The organism is Duganella paludis (assembly GCF_054461335.1).
The window spans coordinates 1,681,357-1,699,244 of sequence record NZ_CM136922.1 but is presented as its reverse complement, the minus strand read 5'-3'; the positions used below and the strand labels follow the sequence as shown (position 1 = coordinate 1,699,244).

General features: G+C 62.2%; 17 protein-coding genes and 1 other RNA gene. 11 read left to right on the top strand and 7 right to left on the bottom strand.

Translation table 11 applies throughout. The annotated features are described in order from the left end of the window. Nucleotides 1-104: 104 nt before the first annotated feature. The 8 genes from ACXZ1M_RS07690 (at nucleotide 105) to ACXZ1M_RS07655 (ending at nucleotide 9,066) form a co-directional block, all read left to right on the top strand. The gene (locus ACXZ1M_RS07690; RefSeq protein ID WP_459052584.1) at nucleotides 105-1,022 is read left to right on the top strand and encodes an SMP-30/gluconolactonase/LRE family protein; all 918 of its coding nucleotides are present in this window, start codon (nucleotides 105-107) and stop codon (nucleotides 1,020-1,022) included. Nucleotides 1,023-1,080: 58 nt separating this feature from the next. Beyond that, complete coding sequence (locus ACXZ1M_RS07685) at nucleotides 1,081-2,049, top strand: LysR substrate-binding domain-containing protein (RefSeq protein ID WP_459052583.1); 969 nt, start codon at nucleotides 1,081-1,083, stop codon at nucleotides 2,047-2,049. A gap of 138 nt (nucleotides 2,050-2,187) precedes the next feature. Beyond that, on the top strand, nucleotides 2,188-4,794 hold the full coding sequence (locus tag ACXZ1M_RS07680; RefSeq protein WP_459052582.1) for a TonB-dependent receptor: 2,607 nt from the start codon (nucleotides 2,188-2,190) through the stop codon (nucleotides 4,792-4,794). A gap of 86 nt (nucleotides 4,795-4,880) precedes the next feature. Next, the gene (galA, locus tag ACXZ1M_RS07675; protein WP_459052581.1) at nucleotides 4,881-7,679 is read left to right on the top strand and encodes a beta-galactosidase GalA; all 2,799 of its coding nucleotides are present in this window, start codon (nucleotides 4,881-4,883) and stop codon (nucleotides 7,677-7,679) included. A 91-nt stretch (nucleotides 7,680-7,770) separates the two neighbouring features. After that, complete coding sequence (locus tag ACXZ1M_RS07670; RefSeq protein WP_459052580.1) at nucleotides 7,771-8,010, top strand: hypothetical protein; 240 nt, start codon at nucleotides 7,771-7,773, stop codon at nucleotides 8,008-8,010. After that, nucleotides 8,007-8,318 carry a cell division protein ZapA gene (locus ACXZ1M_RS07665; RefSeq protein WP_373988647.1) on the top strand — a complete coding sequence of 104 codons (312 nt, stop codon included), beginning with the start codon at nucleotides 8,007-8,009 and terminating at the stop codon, nucleotides 8,316-8,318. Before ACXZ1M_RS07670 ends, ACXZ1M_RS07665 begins: the two co-directional genes overlap by 4 nt. Before the next feature lie 45 nt (nucleotides 8,319-8,363). Next, nucleotides 8,364-8,544, top strand: a non-coding RNA gene (gene ssrS / locus ACXZ1M_RS07660) — 6S RNA. Nucleotides 8,545-8,607: 63 nt separating this feature from the next. After that, complete coding sequence (locus ACXZ1M_RS07655) at nucleotides 8,608-9,066, top strand: EVE domain-containing protein (RefSeq protein WP_459052579.1); 459 nt, start codon at nucleotides 8,608-8,610, stop codon at nucleotides 9,064-9,066. On the opposite strand, the gene lgt is transcribed toward ACXZ1M_RS07655, so the two are convergent. Continuing rightward, nucleotides 9,050-9,910 (bottom strand): prolipoprotein diacylglyceryl transferase, encoded by an 861-nt coding sequence (gene lgt / locus ACXZ1M_RS07650; protein ID WP_459052578.1) that lies wholly within the window; start codon nucleotides 9,908-9,910, stop codon nucleotides 9,050-9,052. The genes ACXZ1M_RS07655 and lgt overlap by 17 nt on opposite strands. Beyond that, nucleotides 9,904-10,800, bottom strand: coding sequence for a LysR family transcriptional regulator (locus ACXZ1M_RS07645; RefSeq protein WP_459052577.1), 897 nt, complete (start codon nucleotides 10,798-10,800; stop codon nucleotides 9,904-9,906). The genes lgt and ACXZ1M_RS07645 overlap by 7 nt, the downstream gene beginning before the upstream one ends. Before the next feature lie 126 nt (nucleotides 10,801-10,926). Here ACXZ1M_RS07645 and ilvD point away from each other — a divergent pair, with 126 nt between their 5' ends. Then, entirely contained in the window at nucleotides 10,927-12,789 is a 1,863-nt protein-coding gene (gene ilvD, locus ACXZ1M_RS07640) for a dihydroxy-acid dehydratase (protein ID WP_459052576.1), read from the top strand. A 32-nt stretch (nucleotides 12,790-12,821) separates the two neighbouring features. Here the strand turns inward: ilvD and ACXZ1M_RS07635 are convergent, their stop codons facing one another. Beyond that, nucleotides 12,822-13,043: a TIGR04438 family Trp-rich protein gene (locus ACXZ1M_RS07635; protein ID WP_373988642.1), complete on the bottom strand. Its 222-nt coding sequence runs from the start codon at nucleotides 13,041-13,043 to the stop codon at nucleotides 12,822-12,824. Nucleotides 13,044-13,182: 139 nt separating this feature from the next. Here ACXZ1M_RS07635 and ACXZ1M_RS07630 point away from each other — a divergent pair, with 139 nt between their 5' ends. Continuing rightward, complete coding sequence (locus ACXZ1M_RS07630) at nucleotides 13,183-13,503, top strand: c-type cytochrome (protein ID WP_459052575.1); 321 nt, start codon at nucleotides 13,183-13,185, stop codon at nucleotides 13,501-13,503. 79 nt (nucleotides 13,504-13,582) lie between these two features. Here ACXZ1M_RS07630 and ACXZ1M_RS07625 read toward each other — a convergent pair whose 3' ends face one another. Then, entirely contained in the window at nucleotides 13,583-14,716 is a 1,134-nt protein-coding gene (locus ACXZ1M_RS07625) for a branched-chain amino acid ABC transporter substrate-binding protein (RefSeq protein WP_459052574.1), read from the bottom strand. Between ACXZ1M_RS07625 and ACXZ1M_RS07620 the strand changes: the two genes are divergently transcribed. Further along, on the top strand, nucleotides 14,633-14,827 hold the full coding sequence (locus ACXZ1M_RS07620; RefSeq protein WP_459054094.1) for a hypothetical protein: 195 nt from the start codon (nucleotides 14,633-14,635) through the stop codon (nucleotides 14,825-14,827). The genes ACXZ1M_RS07625 and ACXZ1M_RS07620 overlap by 84 nt on opposite strands. A 65-nt stretch (nucleotides 14,828-14,892) precedes the next feature. On the opposite strand, the gene ACXZ1M_RS07615 is transcribed toward ACXZ1M_RS07620, so the two are convergent. From ACXZ1M_RS07615 to ACXZ1M_RS07605, 3 genes are all read right to left on the bottom strand, one after another. Further along, complete coding sequence (locus tag ACXZ1M_RS07615) at nucleotides 14,893-15,273, bottom strand: hypothetical protein (protein WP_459052573.1); 381 nt, start codon at nucleotides 15,271-15,273, stop codon at nucleotides 14,893-14,895. Beyond that, nucleotides 15,270-15,701, bottom strand: a complete 432-nt coding sequence (locus tag ACXZ1M_RS07610; protein WP_459052572.1) for a DNA polymerase III subunit chi — start codon at nucleotides 15,699-15,701, stop codon at nucleotides 15,270-15,272. Before ACXZ1M_RS07610 ends, ACXZ1M_RS07615 begins: the two co-directional genes overlap by 4 nt. Nucleotides 15,702-15,801: 100 nt before the next feature. Continuing rightward, entirely contained in the window at nucleotides 15,802-17,874 is a 2,073-nt protein-coding gene (locus ACXZ1M_RS07605) for a M3 family metallopeptidase (RefSeq protein ID WP_459052571.1), read from the bottom strand. Nucleotides 17,875-17,888 lie beyond the last annotated feature (14 nt).

Genomic DNA, 17,888 nt, shown 5'->3' with positions numbered 1-17,888 from the left:
TCGTGCTATCCGATATCGGCATGGATGGACGCGGTTTATTCATAGCTGTGCCCGTTGGCGCTCGCTTAGACTGGGACCTGTCAAAAATCGTCTCCGAGATCCGTATGAATTCCACCAGCACCACCGTCGCCTCCACGCCCGGCATCATGTTGCTGCGGGTAGGACAAGCCGGCTGCGCGCTGCGCTGGGATGCTTTACGGCAATGCTGGCGTTGGCCCGATCCGGTCGGCAGCCAACTCTACGCCTGGCCGGCGCCGCCGGCGATGCCGAGTGGCCTGCGCATGTTGGAGACCGCACGCGTGATGGCGTTTTGCAGTTCCGGCCGGATTTTGCTGGGCCTGGGCAAGCGCCTGGGCATGGTGGAGCTGCCGGCGCCGGGCCAGCCCAGCCGGCCACTGCAGGCGCAGGTGCTGATCACCATCGACGCCGCCGAGCCGCGCACCAGCGTCAGCGACGGCTGCGCCGACCGCCATGGCAATTTTGTCTTCGGCACCGCCAACACGGCGCAGGACCGGCGCCCGATCGGCAGCTTCTACCAGTATTCCCAGCGCTACGGCCTGCGCCGGCTGGCCTTGCCTGCGGTGGTGACCGCCGCCAGCATCGCCTTCAGCCCGGACGGCCGCCGCATGGTGTTTGCCGACGCCGCGCGCGGTGCCATCATGCAATGCGAGTACGACGCCGAACGCGGCAAGGTCGGCGGTGTGAAACCGTTTTCAGAATTACTGGAGCAGGGCGCCGGCGCCGCCATCTTCGACAGCGCGGGCAATCTGTGGAGCGTGCAGGGCGGCGTGCTGGTGCAGTACGACGGCGAGGGCCAGGTGCTGCAGCAAATCGCCTTGGCGCGCGAGCCGGCGGCCAGCGTGGCCTTCGGCGGCCCGGCGCTCGACCAGTTGCTGGTGCTGGGCGAGCAGGGCGGCCTCTACGGCCTGCCGCCGGACTTGCTTCACGGCCTGGCGCCGGGACTGAACGACAGCCTGTTCAAGGACAGCGGGAGCGCTTCCACCAGCGTGTCCCGTTCGTAGCGGTGATTGACGCTGGTACGGCTCGCCTTTATGATGGGCGATCAAACCACTCATCTATATGACTGACTCCCGCTCGGACCGCTTTGTACGCTCCCACCTGAAAACCCGTCACCTGGTCTTGCTGGTTGAACTCGGCCGCCATGGTTCGATCGCCCATGCGGCGCAAGCAGCCAACCTGACGCAACCCGGTGCGTCCAAATTATTGGGCGAGCTGGAACACGCCCTGGGCGTGCAGCTGTTCGAGCGTTTGTCGCGCGGCGTGTCGCCGACCTGGTACGGCAAGGTGCTGATCCGTCGCGCCGGCGCGGCGCTGGCGGAGATGGACGCGGCGCACCAGGAAGTGATGGAGCTGCTCTCCGGCCTGCGCGGCCGCGTGGGCATCGGCACCGTGCTGGCGCCGGCCACCGGCCTGGTGCCGAAGGCGATCAATCTGCTCAAGGGCCGCCACGCGCGCGTGCATGTGGCGGTGACGATGTCGACCAGCAAAGTGCTGGTGGAACGCCTGCGCAGCGGCGAACTCGATCTGGTGGTGGGCCGCATCCTCGATACCGAAGCGGCCGATGAATTGAATTTCGAACCGCTGACCGACGAGCCGCATCTGCTGATCGCGCGCGCCAGCCATCCGCTGATGGGCCGCAGCGACCTGACGCTGGAAGACCTGATGGAACAGTGCTGGATCCTGCCGCCTGCAGGCTCCATCCTGCGCGACCGCCTGACCGCGTTGTTCCTTTCGCATGGTTTGGAGCAGCCGGCGGAAACCGTCGAAACGCTGGACATGCCCGTGGTTGCTAGTCTCCTGCTCAACAACGACATGGTGGTAGCGCTGCCAGCGGAAGCGGTGCAACCGTATCTCGACGCCGGCCTGTTGAAAATTCTGCCCTTCGATCTGGGCGTGAGCATGGATTCCTTCGGCATTGTGACGCGCAAGCGACACCAGCTCTCGCCTGGCGCCGATGCCATGCTGACCGCGCTGCGCGACGCCGCAGCCAGCATCTACCCTCACTATCGCGCGCCTGTTCAAAGCTGAAACCTTGCCTGATATACGAACTTGGTATGGCGCAAACTAAAATAGCTATTGGTTTGTAAATTCGTGTTTCGTTAGCATCCGTTTATCCGTCCACATCTTCACCAGAGACGGGACAAATACAAACACTGGAGATGCACAATGAAACATAAAAAAATGAGCTGGCTGATCGCCACGCTCTTCACCACCCCTCTGCTCGTCCAGGAAGTTCTGGCCCAGGAAGCTGCAGCAGCAGGCGATATTCAACAAGTGAACGTCACCGGCATCCGTGCTTCGGTACGCAATGCGCTGGCGGCGAAGGAAGCCTCCAACAGCATCGTGGAAGTCATTTCGTCGGAAGACATCGGCAAGCTGCCGGATACCACCATCGCCGAATCGCTGGCGCGTCTGCCAGGTCTGTCGTCCGGCCTGGATCGCGGCAACGCTTCGCAGATCGTGGCGCGCGGCATGGGCCCACGCTTCATCGGCGCCACTTTGAACGGCCGTGAGCTGGCCTCGTCGGAGCCCAACCGCGCCGTGCGTTTCGAGCAGTTCCCGTCGGAGTCGCTGAGCGGCGCCACCGTCTACAAAACGCAGCAGGCCGATATCGTTGAAGGCGGCATCGCCACCACCATCGACCTGCAAACCGTGTCGCCGCTGAAGACCAACGGCCGTCAGGTGGTGCTGCGCGCGGATGCGCTGTACTACCCGCTGGCCAAGGACATCCAGGGCGCCGATAAAACCGCACCGCGCCTCGGCGGCGTGTATGTCGACCAGTTCCTGAACAAGACCCTGGGCGCGGCGCTGGCCTTCAGCTATCAGGACCAGCCTTCGGTGCAGAAGAACAAGCGCCACTGGGGCTTCAACGAAACCAACTCGGTCGACGTGACCGGCGACGGCAAGGTGGACAAGCTGCCATGGGGCTTCCAGGACGAAGCGCGCAACGGCAAGGACAAGCGCGGCAGCCTGCTGGGCAAGGTCGAATGGAAACCGAACAGCGACGTGCTGATCACCGCCGACACCTACTACGCCGAAGCGAAGATCAAGGAACGTGGCCTGCAGCACTGGGTGGACGGCGTCGGCAACTGGGACGGCTACAACTCGGCCAACTACAGCAACCTCGATGTGCGCAACGGTTACGTGGTCGGCGGCACCATCAGCAACGCCACCCTGATCAACAACGACTTCATCTACGTGCAGGACACCAGCGTGGCCGCCAGCGGCTTGAACGGCAAGTTCAACGCCGGCGACTGGAAGATCGAAGCCGACCTGTCGTCGTCGCACGCCCGTCGCGGCAGCGCATGGCGCGACTTGCGCCAGAGCGCCTTCAACGTGCCGGTCACCTGGTCGTTCCCTGGCGACGAAGTGCAGAACTACAGCTACGGCATCGACAGCGGCAAGGTCTCCAACTTCGGCGCGCCTTCGCTGTACATCGACAACGATGGCCACGTGAAGGACAAGTTGAACGCGGCCAGCCTGAGCGCCTCGCGTCAACTCGACAACAGCATCGTCAGCCGCATCAAGTTCGGCGCGCGCGCAACCGACCGCACCAAGAGCTACCACCAGACCACCTGGACCCTGCAACCGACTACGCCGATTCCGGCATCGGCCTACGAAACCATCAACGTCGACGGCTATCCCGCCTTCATCGGCCTGAAGGACTGGGACAGCACCATTGCCTCGTCGTTCGGCCCGAACGCGTTCAATCCATACGGCCAGACCCAGGAAGGTTGGCAGACGCAGAACGACGCGCTGGCCGGCTGGAAGGTCAAGGAGCGCAGCAGCTCGGCCTATGTTCAGGGCGACCTGGATGGCGAAGCGCTGGGCAAGACCTATCGCGGCAATGTCGGCCTGCGCGTGGTACGCACCAAGCAGACCGGCTACGGCATGCAGTCGATCAATGGCGCGGCGCCTACCGCTACCGAAGGCGGCGTGTCGTACACCGAAGTGCTGCCTAGCCTGAACCTGGTGTTCAACATGGACGAAGCGCAGGAACGCCAGGTGCGTTTCAGCGTGGCCCGTGCCATGTCGCGCGCACCGCTGGACGAAATGCGCAGCTCGCGCAACCTGAGCGTCAACACCGACACCAGCCAGCCGGTGACCGGCAGCGCCGGCAATCCGGAACTGAAGCCGATGATGGCCAATCAGGTTGATTTGTCCTACCAGTGGTACTTCGGCAAAGGTTCGCTGCTGTCGGCTGGTGGCTTCTACAAGAAGGTATCGCGTTACATCGCCATCGAAAGCGACACCACCGTGGTCAATGGCCGCAACGCCACCATCACCCGTTCGGTGAACGGCGACGGCGGCGATATTCGTGGCCTGGAGCTGGTGTATCAGCAGGCGTTCACTTCGCTGCCTGCACCGTGGGATGGCCTGGGTATCTTCAGCAGCTACTCCTACACCACCAGCAACATCAAGGAGCAGACGCCGGTCAACGATCCATATCCGATCGAAGGCCTGATGAAGCACAACGGCGGTGTGACCCTGTGGTACGAGAAAGCCGGCTACGAAGCACGCCTGTCGGCCAACTACCACAGCAAGTTCGCGCGCAACCCGACCTGGGGCGCCGGTCAGCTGATCATGAACGAAGCGGAGACTTACCTGACGCTGAATCTGTCCAAGCAGCTGACGCCTAACCTGCAACTGCGCTTCGGCATCGACAACCTGACCAACCAGAAAGCGGTCTACACCAGTGCTAACATTCCGGCGCAGCAGGAAGTTACGGAATTCGGCCGCCGCTTCAACCTGGGCCTGACCTTTAAACTGTAAGAAGTACGCCTTCATCCTGATTTATCGTGGTTTTACGGAGCGGTGCGTGATGGCGCTGCTCCGTTTTTTTTTACCAGGAGACTGTATTGAAAACACGACTGATAGCCACCGTTCTACTGATGCTGGCCTGCGTGAGTGTGAGTGCGGCGCCGCGCGAGCGCCTGTCGCTCAATCGCGGCTGGCTGTTCCACCAGGGCGACATCGTCCAGCCGCCCATCCTCGGGCACGAAGAATCCTACGGCAACGCCAAGGCCGGCAGCGCCGGCGGCGCGGCCGGCAATGAATACGACGACTCCGACTGGCGCCGCCTCAACCTGCCGCACGACTGGGCGGTGGAAGGCCCGTTCGATCCCAAGGCCAATGTCTCGCAGGGCTACCGTCCGCGCGGCATCGGCTGGTATCGCCGCTACCTGAAGGTGGATGCCGCCGATCGCGGCAAACATTTCGAACTGCAGTTCGATGCCATCGCCACCCACGCCACGGTCTGGGTGAACGGCAATGTGGTCAACCGCAACTGGTCCGGCTACAACGCCAGCTACATCGACATCACGCCCTACCTGCGCTACGGCGATGCGATGAACACCATCGCCATCCGCGTGGATGCGGAAGCGATGGAGGGCTGGTGGTATGAAGGCGCGGGCATGTATCGCCACAGCTGGCTGGTCAAGCGCAACCCGGTGCATGTGGTCACCGACGGCGTGCACGCCACGCCGCGCCTGGTGAAGGACAAGCAGTGGAGCATTCCGGTGGAAGTCACGCTGAACAACAGCGGCAAGCAGGCCGGCGACGTCATCGTCGAAGTCACCGTGTACGACCCGTCGGGCAAGCAGGTGGCGCGGCGCACCGCGCCGGCGAAGGTGGGCGTGCTGGCCACCAGCGGCATCAAGCTGCCGGTGACCATCGATAACCCGGCCCTGTGGTCGATCGAGAAAACCAATCTGTATCGCGTCACCACCCGCGTTTTGCAAGCGGGCAAGGCGATCGATGAAGTGTCGCTCAACACCGGCTTCCGTACCATCCGCTTCGATGCGGCGCAGGGCTTCTTCCTCAACGGCGTGCACGTCAAGCTGCAGGGCGTGTGCATCCACCAGGACCACGCCGGCGTCGGCGTGGCGGTGCCCGATTCGGTGTGGGAGTATCGCCTGCGCCGTCTGAAGGAGATGGGCGTGAACGCCATCCGCTTCTCGCACAATGCGCCGGCGGCGGAAGTGCTGGACCTGGTGGACCGCATGGGCTTTGTGGTGATGGATGAAAACCGCAACTTCAATCCTTCGCCGGACTACATGAAGCAGCTGGAGTGGATGGTCAAGCGCGACCGCCATCATCCGGGTGTGGTGCTGTGGTCTGTGTTTAACGAAGAGCCGGTGCAGGCTACCGAAGTCGGTTACGAGATGGTGCGCCGCATGTCGGCCGTGGTGAAGGCGCTGGACGATACGCGTCCGGTGACGGCGGCCATGAACGGCGGCTTCCTGACCGAGCTGAATGTCTCGCACGCGGTGGACGTGGTGGGCGCCAACTACCAGGTGCCGGACTACGACAAGTACCACAAGGCCTATCCGAACAAGCCGTTCACCAGCTCGGAGGACACCTCCGCCTTCATGACGCGCGGCGAGTACAAGACGGTGAAAGAGAAGAACCTCATCGCCAGCTATGACGACGATGCGGCGCAGTGGGGCAACACCCACCGCGACGCCTGGCAAGCCATCGACACCCGACCTTACGTGGCGGGCGGCTTTGTGTGGACCGGCTTCGATTATCGCGGCGAGCCGACGCCGAACGAATGGCCTTCGGTCAGCTCGGTGTTCGGCATCATGGACCTGAACGGCTTTGCCAAGACCGCGTACTACATCCACCAGGTGCAATGGATCAAGGACAAGCCATTGATCCACATCGCACCGCACTGGAACTGGAAGCAGGGCGAGAACGTGCGCGTGATGGTGATGGCCAACGTGGAGCGCATCCAGCTGCTGCTGAACGGCCGTGCGCTGGGCGAGCAGAAGGTGGACCCGTACCGCATGAACAACTTCGATGTGGCGTTCGAACCGGGCAAGCTGGAAGCCATCGGCTACAAGGGCGGCAAGGAAGTGGTGCGCACGGCGGTGGAAACCACCGGCGCGGCGGTGTCGCTGGAGCTGGTGCCGGACCGCGCGCAACTGGCGGGCGACGGTTACGACGCCCTGCCGATCACCGTGCGCGCGCTCGATGCGCAGGGCCGTGCGGTGCCGCTGGCCGACAACGAAGTCACGTTCGCCGTCAGCGGCGGCGGGCGTTCCATCGGCCATGGCAACGGCGATCCGAATTCGCACGAGGACGAGAAGGGCGCCACCCGTCGCCTGTTCAACGGCCTGGCGCAGCTAATCGTGCAGACCAACTACGAAAGCAAGGACGCCGTCACCATCACCGCCAATGCCCCCGGCCTGCAAGCCGCGCGCGTGACGATTCCGGTGAAGCCGGTGGACGCCGTGCCTTACGTGGAACCGGCGGATGCGCCGCTGACCTTCGTGCGCAGCTGGCGCATCGCGCCGGACGGCAACGAGCGTCCGGACCCGAACCAGAAACTGGCCAGCTTCGACATGAACACCTGGGGCTGGGGCTCGCCGCCGATGCGCGCCGCCGCCGGCAGCAAGTACCATCTGTACCGCGCCAGCTTCACGCCGCGCAAGAGTCTGGCGGACGGCAAGGGACGGATCCGCTTTGCCGCCATCAAGGGCAAGGCGGAGATCTGGCTCAACGGCCAGCTGATCGGCAAGAAGGACAGCTACGCCGCCGCGCCGCTGGACGTCACGCTGCCGGCCGGTCTGGGCAAGCGCGACCTCAATGTGCTGATCGAAGCCGAAGCGGGCCAGGGCAGCGGCATCGAAGGTCACGTGACCATCGAGCCTTGATTGTTAGTAAGCTGTAAATAAATCGCGTGCTTGTTGGTAGCAAACACGCGATTCGGTTGACGGCGTCCCGCGCGCTCCCTATAGTGGCGGGATGATTTCCGAATTCCAAGAGCTCTCTGACAAAATCGACCAACTGGCCGAGATGACCGCCGCGCTGCGCCGGGAAAATGCACAACTACGCCAAGCCAATGCCGCCCTCGTGGTGGAAAACATGGGCTACCAGCGCCGCCTGAGCGAAGCGTCCGACCGGGTCGAGGCTTTGCTGGAAAAAATTCCCGCGCTCGATGCTGTTGCAGCAGACGAGCAGCCTGAAAACGAGGACGCACGATGATCCAACTGGACGTGACCATCATGGGCCAGGTCTACAAGCTGGCTTGCAAGGAAGACGAAGAGCCGGCCCTGCGCAAGGCCGCCGCCTTCCTCGACAAGAAGATGAGCGCCATTCGCGACGCCGGTAAAGTCAAGGGCACCGACCGCATCGCGGTGATGGCGGCGCTGAGCGTGGCCGGCGAGTACCTGTCGGTGAAAGCGCCACAGGGACCGTTGTCGGACATGTCCATGCTCGAGGTGCAGACCAAGATGGCGGCCATGCACAAAGTGTTGGACTCCGCCCTGACGCCGCAAGAAACCCTGTTTTAATTTGTAAAAGTCTTCCTTTGCGGCGCACAAGAGAGTAAACTCTGTCTCACCCTGCGGTGTTCGAGACTTGTCATATATTCCTTGAACCATTTGTTTGCACCGGTCGTGGAAATTTGTTCGATGGGCGAGAGCGTCGCTAGTCCGATGAACCCGAAATTGAACTAACCGTGACCACCTGAGCCTTTTAGGTTCGGGATGCCGGCAAGACGGCACATGCGGGGCCTTATATCTAGAAAGCGGTTGTTAGCATGTGAATGCGCAGCCGCTTTTTTTCGTCTGGAGAATCCGAATGCAATACTGGTTGATGAAATCCGAACCGGATGAAGTGAGTATTGACGATGTGATGGCGTCACCCGACCAGACCACTGCGTGGTTCGGCGTGCGCAACTACCAGGCGCGCAATTTCATGCGCGACCAGATGAAGCCTGGCGACGGCGTGCTGTTTTATCACTCCAGCTGCCCGCAGCCCGGCATTGCCGGACTGGCGGAAATCGTCAGCGTGCCGTATCCGGATGCGTCGCAGTTCGACGCCAAGGGCAAGTACTACGATCCCAAGGCCACGCAAGAGCAGCCGCGCTGGATTTCGATCGATGTGAAGGGGACGCAGAAAACGCGTTTGCTGTCGCTGGCGGAGATGCGCACGATCCCCGCGCTGGAAGACATGGTGGTGCTGCAGAAGGGCACTCGCCTGTCCATCACGCCGGTCACGCCGGCGCAATGGAAGGCTGTGGTCAAGCTTTTGAAGTGAGGACGGGCGCGCGGCCCTGCTGGCGCACTTTGTAGGCCCACACCAGCATCAGGATCGCGCCGACGATCATCGGCAGCGACAGCACCTGGCCGGAGGTGATCGGCATGCCCAGCACCGTGGTTTCCCAGTCCGGTGTGCGGAAGTACTCGGTGAAGAATCGCGCGCAGCCATACAGCAGCGTGTAGAACGCGCCCACCGCCAAACGCGGACGGGCCTTGCGCGAGAATAGCCACAACATCACAAACACGATCAAGCCGTCGATCAGCATCTGGTAGATCGGCGATGGATGGCGCAAGCCTTGCAGGAACACCGGGTCCGGATGCAGGGGGTAGCGGATATCGGGCCACAGCATGGCCCATGGCAGCGATTGATCGCCCACCACGCGGCCCGGCAGCTCGGCGTTGATGAAGTTACCCATGCGACCGGCCGCGTAACCGAGCGGCACCAGCGGCGCGATGAAGTCGTACACGTCGAGGATGTTGCGCCCGGCCTTGCGCGCCCACAGCGACATCGCCACCAGCACGCCGATAAAGCCGCCGTGGAAGGACATGCCGCCGTGCCAGACCTTGAAGATTTCAATCGGATCGGCGAAGTATTTGGCCGGCTCGTAGAACAGCACCTCGCCCAGCCGGCCACCGATGATCACACCCATCATGCCGTAGAACAGCATGTCGTCCAGATCCTCTTTCTTCCACAGCTGCGCGGCGATGTGCGGCTGCTTGATGCGCACCCGGCCCAAGGCGATGAATAGCGCAAAGGCCAGCACGTACATCAAGCCATACCAATGGATGGCGACTGGCCCGATTTGCAGGGCGATGGGATCGGGCATCGGGTGTATCAGCATAGAGTGTTCTTCCTTAATAATTCCAAAAAGCCGTGCAGCACCGGCGAGGCGTTGTCGCGCCGCCAGGCCAGGCCGGTTTCGACCAGCGGCGTGGCGTGGCTGAGCGCCCGGTATTCTACCCCGGTCCGCATCAGGTTGGAGACGGACTGCGGCACCAGCGCCATGCCGATGCCGGCCGAGACCAGGCTGACGATGGTTTGCATCTGGATCGCTTCCTGCCCGATCTCCGGCGTGATGCCGGCTTCGCGGAATACAGACAGGATGGCGTCGTGCAGCGCCGGCGAAATCGCGCGCGGGAAGATGATGAGCGGTAGCGGCGGCAGCGAAGCCAATGCCAGCTTGCCCTTCTTCTTCAGCGCGGGCAGGCCGGAGGGCAGGGCTAGCACCAGCGGTTCGTTCAGCACCGGCAGGTAGTCGAGTTCCGCGCGCGCCTTGTCGGGCAGCGGCGGGATCAGAAGGCCGGCGTCGATGCGGTTTTGCAGCAGGTCGTCCAGCTGCAGGTCGGAGGTGGCTTCCTGCAGCGTGATCTGCACCTGCGGATAGGCGGCGCGGTAGGCGCGCAGGAAGGGCGGCAGCACGCTGTAGTCGGCCGAGGAGACGAAGGCCAGCGTCAGGCGTCCCACCTCGCCGCTGGCGGCGCGTTGCACCAGCTGCGGCAGTTCCTGCGCCTGCGCCAGCATGCGGCGCGCTTCGGGCAGCAGCGCGGTGCCGGCCGGCGTCAGCGCCACGCCGCGCCGGTTGCGCTCGAACAGCTGCGCGCCCAGCGCTTCCTCCAGCGCCTGGATGGTTTGCGACAACGGCGGCTGCGTCATGTGCAGGCGCAGCGCCGCCTTGCCGAAGTGGAGTTCCTCGGCGACGGTGACGAAGTAGCGGAGCTGGCGCAGTTCCATATGGTTAACTATGCAATTTAATCTCTGTGATATTTTATATGAATCACAGTGACGGAAATCATATATTTGACACGGTGGCAGGGTAGTCGCACACTCTTAGGCTAGGCTTACCTTTGGAGAAACATCATGCCGCAATATCGTTCCCGCACCACCACCCACGGCCGCAACATGGCCGGCGCCCGCGCCCTGTGGCGCGCAACCGGCATGAAAGACGGCGATTTCGACAAGCCGATCGTTGCCGTGGTCAATTCCTTCACGCAGTTCGTGCCCGGTCACGTGCACCTGAAGGACCTGGGTCAGCTGGTGGCGCGCGAGATCGAAAAGGCTGGCGGCGTGGCCAAGGAATTCAACACCATCGCCGTCGATGACGGCATCGCCATGGGCCACGGTGGCATGTTGTACTCGCTGCCGTCGCGCGACCTGATCGCCGATTCGGTAGAGTACATGGTCAACGCCCACTGCGCCGATGCGATGGTCTGCATCTCCAACTGCGACAAGATCACGCCAGGCATGCTGATGGCCGCCATGCGCCTCAACATTCCGGTGGTGTTTGTCTCCGGCGGCCCGATGGAAGCGGGCAAGGTCGTCAAGGTTGTCAACGGCAACCAGAAGATCATCAAGCTCGATCTGGTCGATGCCATGATCAAGGCCGGCGATACCACCGTCAGCGATGCCGACGTGGCCGAGATCGAGCGTTCCGCCTGTCCTACCTGCGGTTCCTGCTCGGGCATGTTCACCGCGAACTCGATGAACTGTTTGACCGAGGCGCTGGGCCTGTCGCTGCCGGGTAACGGCACCATCGTCGCCACCCATTCGGACCGCGAACAGCTGTTCCTGCGCGCCGGCCGCGTGATCGTGGAGCTGGCCAAGCGCCACTACGAGCAGGACGACTACAGCATCCTGCCGCGCACCATCGCCAACAAGGCGACCTTTGAGAACGCCATGGCGCTGGACGTGTCCATGGGCGGCTCCACCAACACCGTGCTGCACCTGCTGGCGGCGGCGCACGAAGCGGGCGTGGACTTCACCATGGCCGACATCGACCGCATCTCGCGCAAGGTGCCTTGCCTGTGCAAGGTCGCGCCGATGACCGACAAGTACCATATCGAAGACGTGCACCGCGCCGGCGGCATCATTTCCATTCTCGGCGAACTGGCGCGCGGCGGCTTGCTCGATACGTCGCGTCCCACCATCCACGCGCCGACGCTGGGCGAGGCGATTGAACGCAACGACATCAAGCGCAGCGACGATCCGGCCGTGCATTCGCTGTTCCGCGCGGCGCCGGGCGGCGTGCCGACCCAGGTGGCGTTCTCGCAATCGGAGCGTTTTGCTTCGCTGGACCTGGACCGCAGCACCGGCTGCATCCGCGACAAGGAACACGCTTACTCGCAGGACGGCGGCCTGGCTGTTTTGTACGGCAACCTGGCGCTGAACGGCTGCATCGTGAAGACCGCAGGCGTGGATGAGAGCATCCTGAAGTTCAGCGGCAAGGCGCGCGTGTTTGAATCGCAGGACGCGGCGGTGGAAGCCATCCTGGGCGATACCGTGCACGAAGGCGATGTGGTCATCATCCGTTACGAAGGCCCGAAAGGCGGTCCTGGCATGCAGGAGATGCTGTATCCGACTTCGTACATCAAGTCCAAAGGTCTGGGCAAGGCGTGCGCGCTGTTCACGGATGGCCGCTTCTCGGGTGGTTCGTCGGGCCTGGTGATTGGTCATGCTTCGCCGGAAGCGGCGGAAGGCGGCGCCATCGGCCTGGTGGAAGAGGGCGACATGATCGATATCGATATCCCGAACCGCACCATCAACCTGCGCATCAGCGATGCCGATCTGGCAGCGCGCCGCGCGGTGATGGAAGCCAGGGGCGCCGATGCATGGCAGCCGGTGAACCGCGAGCGTTATGTGTCGCAGGCGCTGCAGGCGTATGCGGCGCTGACCACCTCCGCCGATCGCGGCGCGGTGCGTGACCTCTCGCAGCTGAAACGCTAACGCCATAGCTCCCGCGAAAGCGGGAGCTATGGTTATTTCTTATCGAAGGTTTTGGTGACGCGTTCCTTGCGTCGCCTCTCATCTTCGTTGTGGGCGCGGCGCTTGTCGAAGCCAAGCATCGGTTCCAGGAACTCAAACCACAGGAATGCAACCACCATCAGGGCGCCGATCGCCCACCAGGATAATTCGGCAAATTTCCACACTTCAAAGTAGCGCAGCGCAACCAGAGCGACGATCAATAGGATCAGTGGCATGATTTCCTCCTCTATCCTCCATCTTACAAGCAATATTCAGGTTTAAGTCAACGTTTACTCGACCCAAGCGTTAAATGCATCAAAGCAAAACGCGGTAAAATAAGTCGCGTAATTGAGTAGTACTCACCTGGAGAATACAATGAAACGACAATTGATGATGGCTGGAGTAGTACTGGCTTCGGCGTTGGCTTCGCAGACCGCCATGGCGGACGCGGGCGGCGACCTGGCCAAGGCGAAAAACTGCATGGCATGCCACGCGGTCGCCACCAAGCTGGTTGGTCCTGCGTACAAGGACGTAGCCGCCAAATACGCTGGCCAGAAAGACGCCGAAGGCAAGCTGGTGACCAAGGTCATGAAGGGCGGCTCGGGCACTTGGGGCGCGATCCCGATGCCGGCCAATCCGCAGGTCAGCGAAGCTGAAGCCAAGACCCTGGTGAAATGGGTGCTGGCACAGAAATAAATCTGCCCCTGGCTTGAAAAAAGCCCCGTCGGCACTGAGCGCGATCTTGAGCGCGTTCAGGCTGACGGGGCTTTTTTCTTTATTTGATGACTTCGATCTTGGTCTTCTTGCCGTCCGTGTAGGTGAACAGGGTTAGCGAGCCGTCCTTGATGTCGCCCTTGTCGTCAAACGCGATCAGGCCGGTAACGCCCTGGTACTTGATCTTCTGCAGGAAGGGCAGGTACTTGGCCGGCTGCGAGGACTTGGCTTCCTGCATGGCGGTGGCCATGGTCATGACGGCGTCGTACACGTATGGCGAGTAGATCTGCACGTCGGCGTTGTACTTCTTCTTGTAGCGGGCGACGAAGTCGTCCATGTTCTTTTGCTGCTCGGCGGTGACGCCGCCCGCTTCAGCGCAGGTGACCACGCCGTTGGCGGCGGCCGTGCCGGCCAGCTTCGGCAGGGACTCCGTGCAGATGCCGTCGCCGCCCATGTACTTGGCGTTGATGCCCAGCGCCTTCATCTGGCGCAGCAGCGGGCCGCCGACTGAGTCCATGCCGCCGAAGAACACCAGGTCCGGATTCTTGCCCTTGATCTTGGTGAGGATGGCGTTGAAGTCGGTGGCCTTGTCGTTGGTGAATTCCTTGGTGAACTCGGCGCCGGGCGAAGCCTTCTTGGCGGCCTTCATGAACTCATCGGCCACGCCCTGGCCGTAGGCGGTGCGGTCGTCGATCACGGCGATCTTTTTCGCGCCCAGCTTGGTGATGGCGTAGTTGCCCAGCGAGCCGCCCAGCTTGGCGTCGTTCGCCACCACGCGGAACACCGACTTGAAGCCTTGCTGCGTGTATTTGGTCTGGGTGGTGGCCGGCGAGATTTGCGGGATGCCGGCGTCGTGGTAAATCTTGGAGGCGGGAATGGAGGTGCCGGAGTTCAGGTGGCCGATCACGCCGTTGACCTTGGCGTCGACCAGCTTCTGCGCCACCGCCGTGCCCTGTTTCGGATCGCTGCCGTCGTCTTCCAGCTGCAGCACGAACTTGACCGGTTTGCCGTCGATCTTGAAGCCTTTGGCGTTCAATTCTTCGACCGCCATTTTGGCGCCGTTTTCATTGTCCTTGCCCAGGTGCGCGGAAGGACCGGAGACTGGACCGACGTGACCGATCTTGATCACTTCTTGCGCACCAGCGCTACCGGCAAAAGCCAGGGCTATGGCGAGAGGAATGAATTTGAACTGCATGTGCAAATCTCCAAAGTTGTATGCAAGGCCACCAAGGTACAACAAATTATTGTCGGCGCAAAGCGTGAAACCGGTGGTTTTGATCTTTTTTGGAGCGTTTCCCTGGTTTGAGGCAAACATGCTTCAGGGGAGTGCGGTCCATGCACCAAGGTGGGCATGGACCGGGGAGGCGGGGTCTATTTTTTCTGCGCTTGCAGGTGGGTGAGTTCTTGCAGCACGGCGCGCGAAACGATTTTTTCGATGGTGTCGTGCAGGCCGATGCGGATTTCATTGGTCAGGTCGTGCAGGGCATGGCTCAGCACTTCCGCCATGCTGTCCTTGATGCGCTGTTCGAGCACGAAGTCCACGCGCGACTGCAACTGGTGCATGATGCGCACCGACAGGCGGTGTTCCATCATCGCCCATTCGGCTTCGCTCCAGCCGTCGATGGCGGCGCTTTCCAGTTGCTCGGCGGCCGAAGCCTGGGCTGGCGGCGCGACCGCCTCGTCGCTCAGCGGTTCCGCCTTCAGGACTTCCGTCAATACAGGGATACTTGCGTCAAACGATGCTTGGCTCATGATTTTCCTGTGACAAAGTGGGTAAGTGGATAGTCTTGCTGCTTGTATGCGACATAACGCTTGCGGCCGGCAGCCGCATCATCCTCGTCCGAGGAAATCACTTCGATCATGCGCGCGAACTGCGTCAGTTGCGATGGCGTGCGGCGCGACAGATTGACCAATAATTCTTTGTGCGTGTGTGGTAATTCCGCCTCATCGGAGGCGGTCAACAAAATCGGCGTGTGCGCCGCCAGCGCATCGTCCGCCGGCACGTGCGGCAGGAAGTCGACGGCGGAAAAAGTCCACATCGCCGCGTTAAGTTCAGCCAGTTGCATTTCATCGTCGGTCAACACCACCACACGGTTGTTGGCGGCCCAGGCCTTGCGCGCGAGGCGGCAGGCGTAGTCCAGCTTGTCCGGTACATTGGTGTGGAAGTCGATGCGTGTCATGGTGAATCCAGTGTATGCGAAAACGCCGGAAACCGCTGGCATCGATGTTGCTATCGAGCGGGCTCCGGCGCGGACGCAGAGGTGAAGTTAAAGTGAAGTCTTAAGCAGCCATGCCGCTATGGCGCAACAGTGCGTCGATGCTGGGCTCGCGGCCGCGGAAAGCGGTGAACGATTCGAGTGCTGGACGCGAACCGCCGACCGACAGGATCTCCGCCAGGTAGCGCTTCCCGGTTTCCGACACGGCGGCCGGGCCCAGCTTCTGCGCTTCTTCAAACGCGGCATAGGCGTCGGCGGACAAGACCTCGGCCCACTTGTAGCTGTAGTAGCCGGCCGCGTAACCGCCGGCGAAGATGTGGCCGAACGAGTTCTGGAAACGGTTGAACGACGGCGGAATCAGCAGCGAGAACTTGGCGCGCACTTCATCGATCAACTGCTGCACGGTCTTGCCGGTGCTGGCGTCGTAGTCGTAGTGCAGGTGCATGTCGAGCAGCGAGAATTCCACTTGGCGCAGCGTCTGCAGGCCGGACTGGTAATTCTTCGCGGCCAGCATCTTGTCGTACAGCGCGCGCGGCAGCGGTTCGCCGGTGACGGCGTGCGCGGTCATGTGTTCCAGCACTTCCCATTCCCAGCAGAAGTTCTCCATGAATTGCGACGGCAGCTCGACCGCATCCCATTCCACGCCGGAGATGCCGGACACACCCAGCTCATCCACCTGGGTCAGCATGTGGTGCAGGCCGTGGCCGAATTCGTGGAACAGCGTAGTCACTTCGTCGTGCGTGAACAGCGACGGCTTGGTGACGCCGTCCACCACGGCAGGCTCGGTGAAGTTGCAGGTCAGGTAGGCGACCGGGGTTTGCACATTGGTGGCATCGGCGCGGCGGCCGCGTGCGTCGTCCATCCAGGCGCCGCCGCTCTTGCCGGCGCGCGCGTACAGGTCGAGGTAGAACTGGCCGATCAGCTTGCCGTTGCGTTCGATGCGGAAGAAGCGCACGTCCTTGTGCCACACCGGTGCGTCGTCGGTTTTGATCTCGACGTTGAACAGGCTCTGGATCAGGCGGAACAGGCCGTCGACCACTTTATGCTCGGGGAAGTATTGCTTCACTTCCTGCGCCGAGAAGGCGTAGCGGCGTTCCTGCAGTTTTTCGGAAGCGTAGGGAATGTCCCAGGCTTTCAGCTCTTCGATGCCGAGCTCTTCCTTGGCGAACTGCTTGAGTTCGGCCAAGTCTTTTTCCGCGAACGGACGCGCGCGCTTGGCGAGATCTTCCAGGAAGGCGATTACTTCGTCCGGCGACTTGGCCATCTTCGGCACCAGCGAGACTTCGGCGAAGTTGTTATAGCCGAGCAGCTTGGCTTCCTCGTCGCGCAGCTTGAGCAGCGTGACGATGTTCTGGGTGTTGTCCCACTCTTCCTTTTTGGAGAACGCATCGCCCTGCTCGGAAGCCTTGGTGGCGTTGGCGCGGTAGATGGTTTCGCGCAGTTCGCGCTTGTCGGCGAATTGCAGGATCGGGTAGTAGGACGGGAAGTGCAGCGAGAATTCCCAGCCTTGTTTGTTTTCTTTTTCAGCGGCGGCGCGGGCGGCCGCTTTGACGTCGTCCGGCAGGCCGGCCAGATCGGCTTCGTCGGTCACCAGCAGCTTGTAGTCGTTGGTGGCGTCGAGCACATTTTCCGAGAAGCGCGTGGAGGTCATCGCGTGTTCTTCCTGGATGGCGGCGAAGCGCTCTTTTTGATCTTCCGGCAGTTCGGCGCCGCCCATGCGGAAATCGCGGATGGCGTTCTCGACGATGCGCTGGCGTGCCGGCGACAGCGTGGCGAACTCGGCCGATGCGCGCAGCGCCTTGTACTTGACGAACAGCGCTTCGTTCTGGCCCAGCTCGGTCCAGAATTCGGTGACCTTGGGTTGGTTCTCGTTGTAGACGGCGCGCAGTTCGGGCGTGTCCACCACATTGTTCAAATGACTGACGATGCCCCAGGCGCGGCCCAGCAGCTCGGTGGCGTTCTCCAGCGGGGTGACGAAGCCGTCCCAGCTGACGTCGTCCGAAGGCGCTTGCAGTTGCTCGACCACGGCGCGGCTCTTGGCCAGCAGTTCATCGATGGCCGGGGTGACGTGCGCGGGCTGGATGGCGTCAAAGCGCGGCAGGCCGCTGAAGTCGAGCAGGGGATTAGTGGCAGTCATATTCAATTCCATTG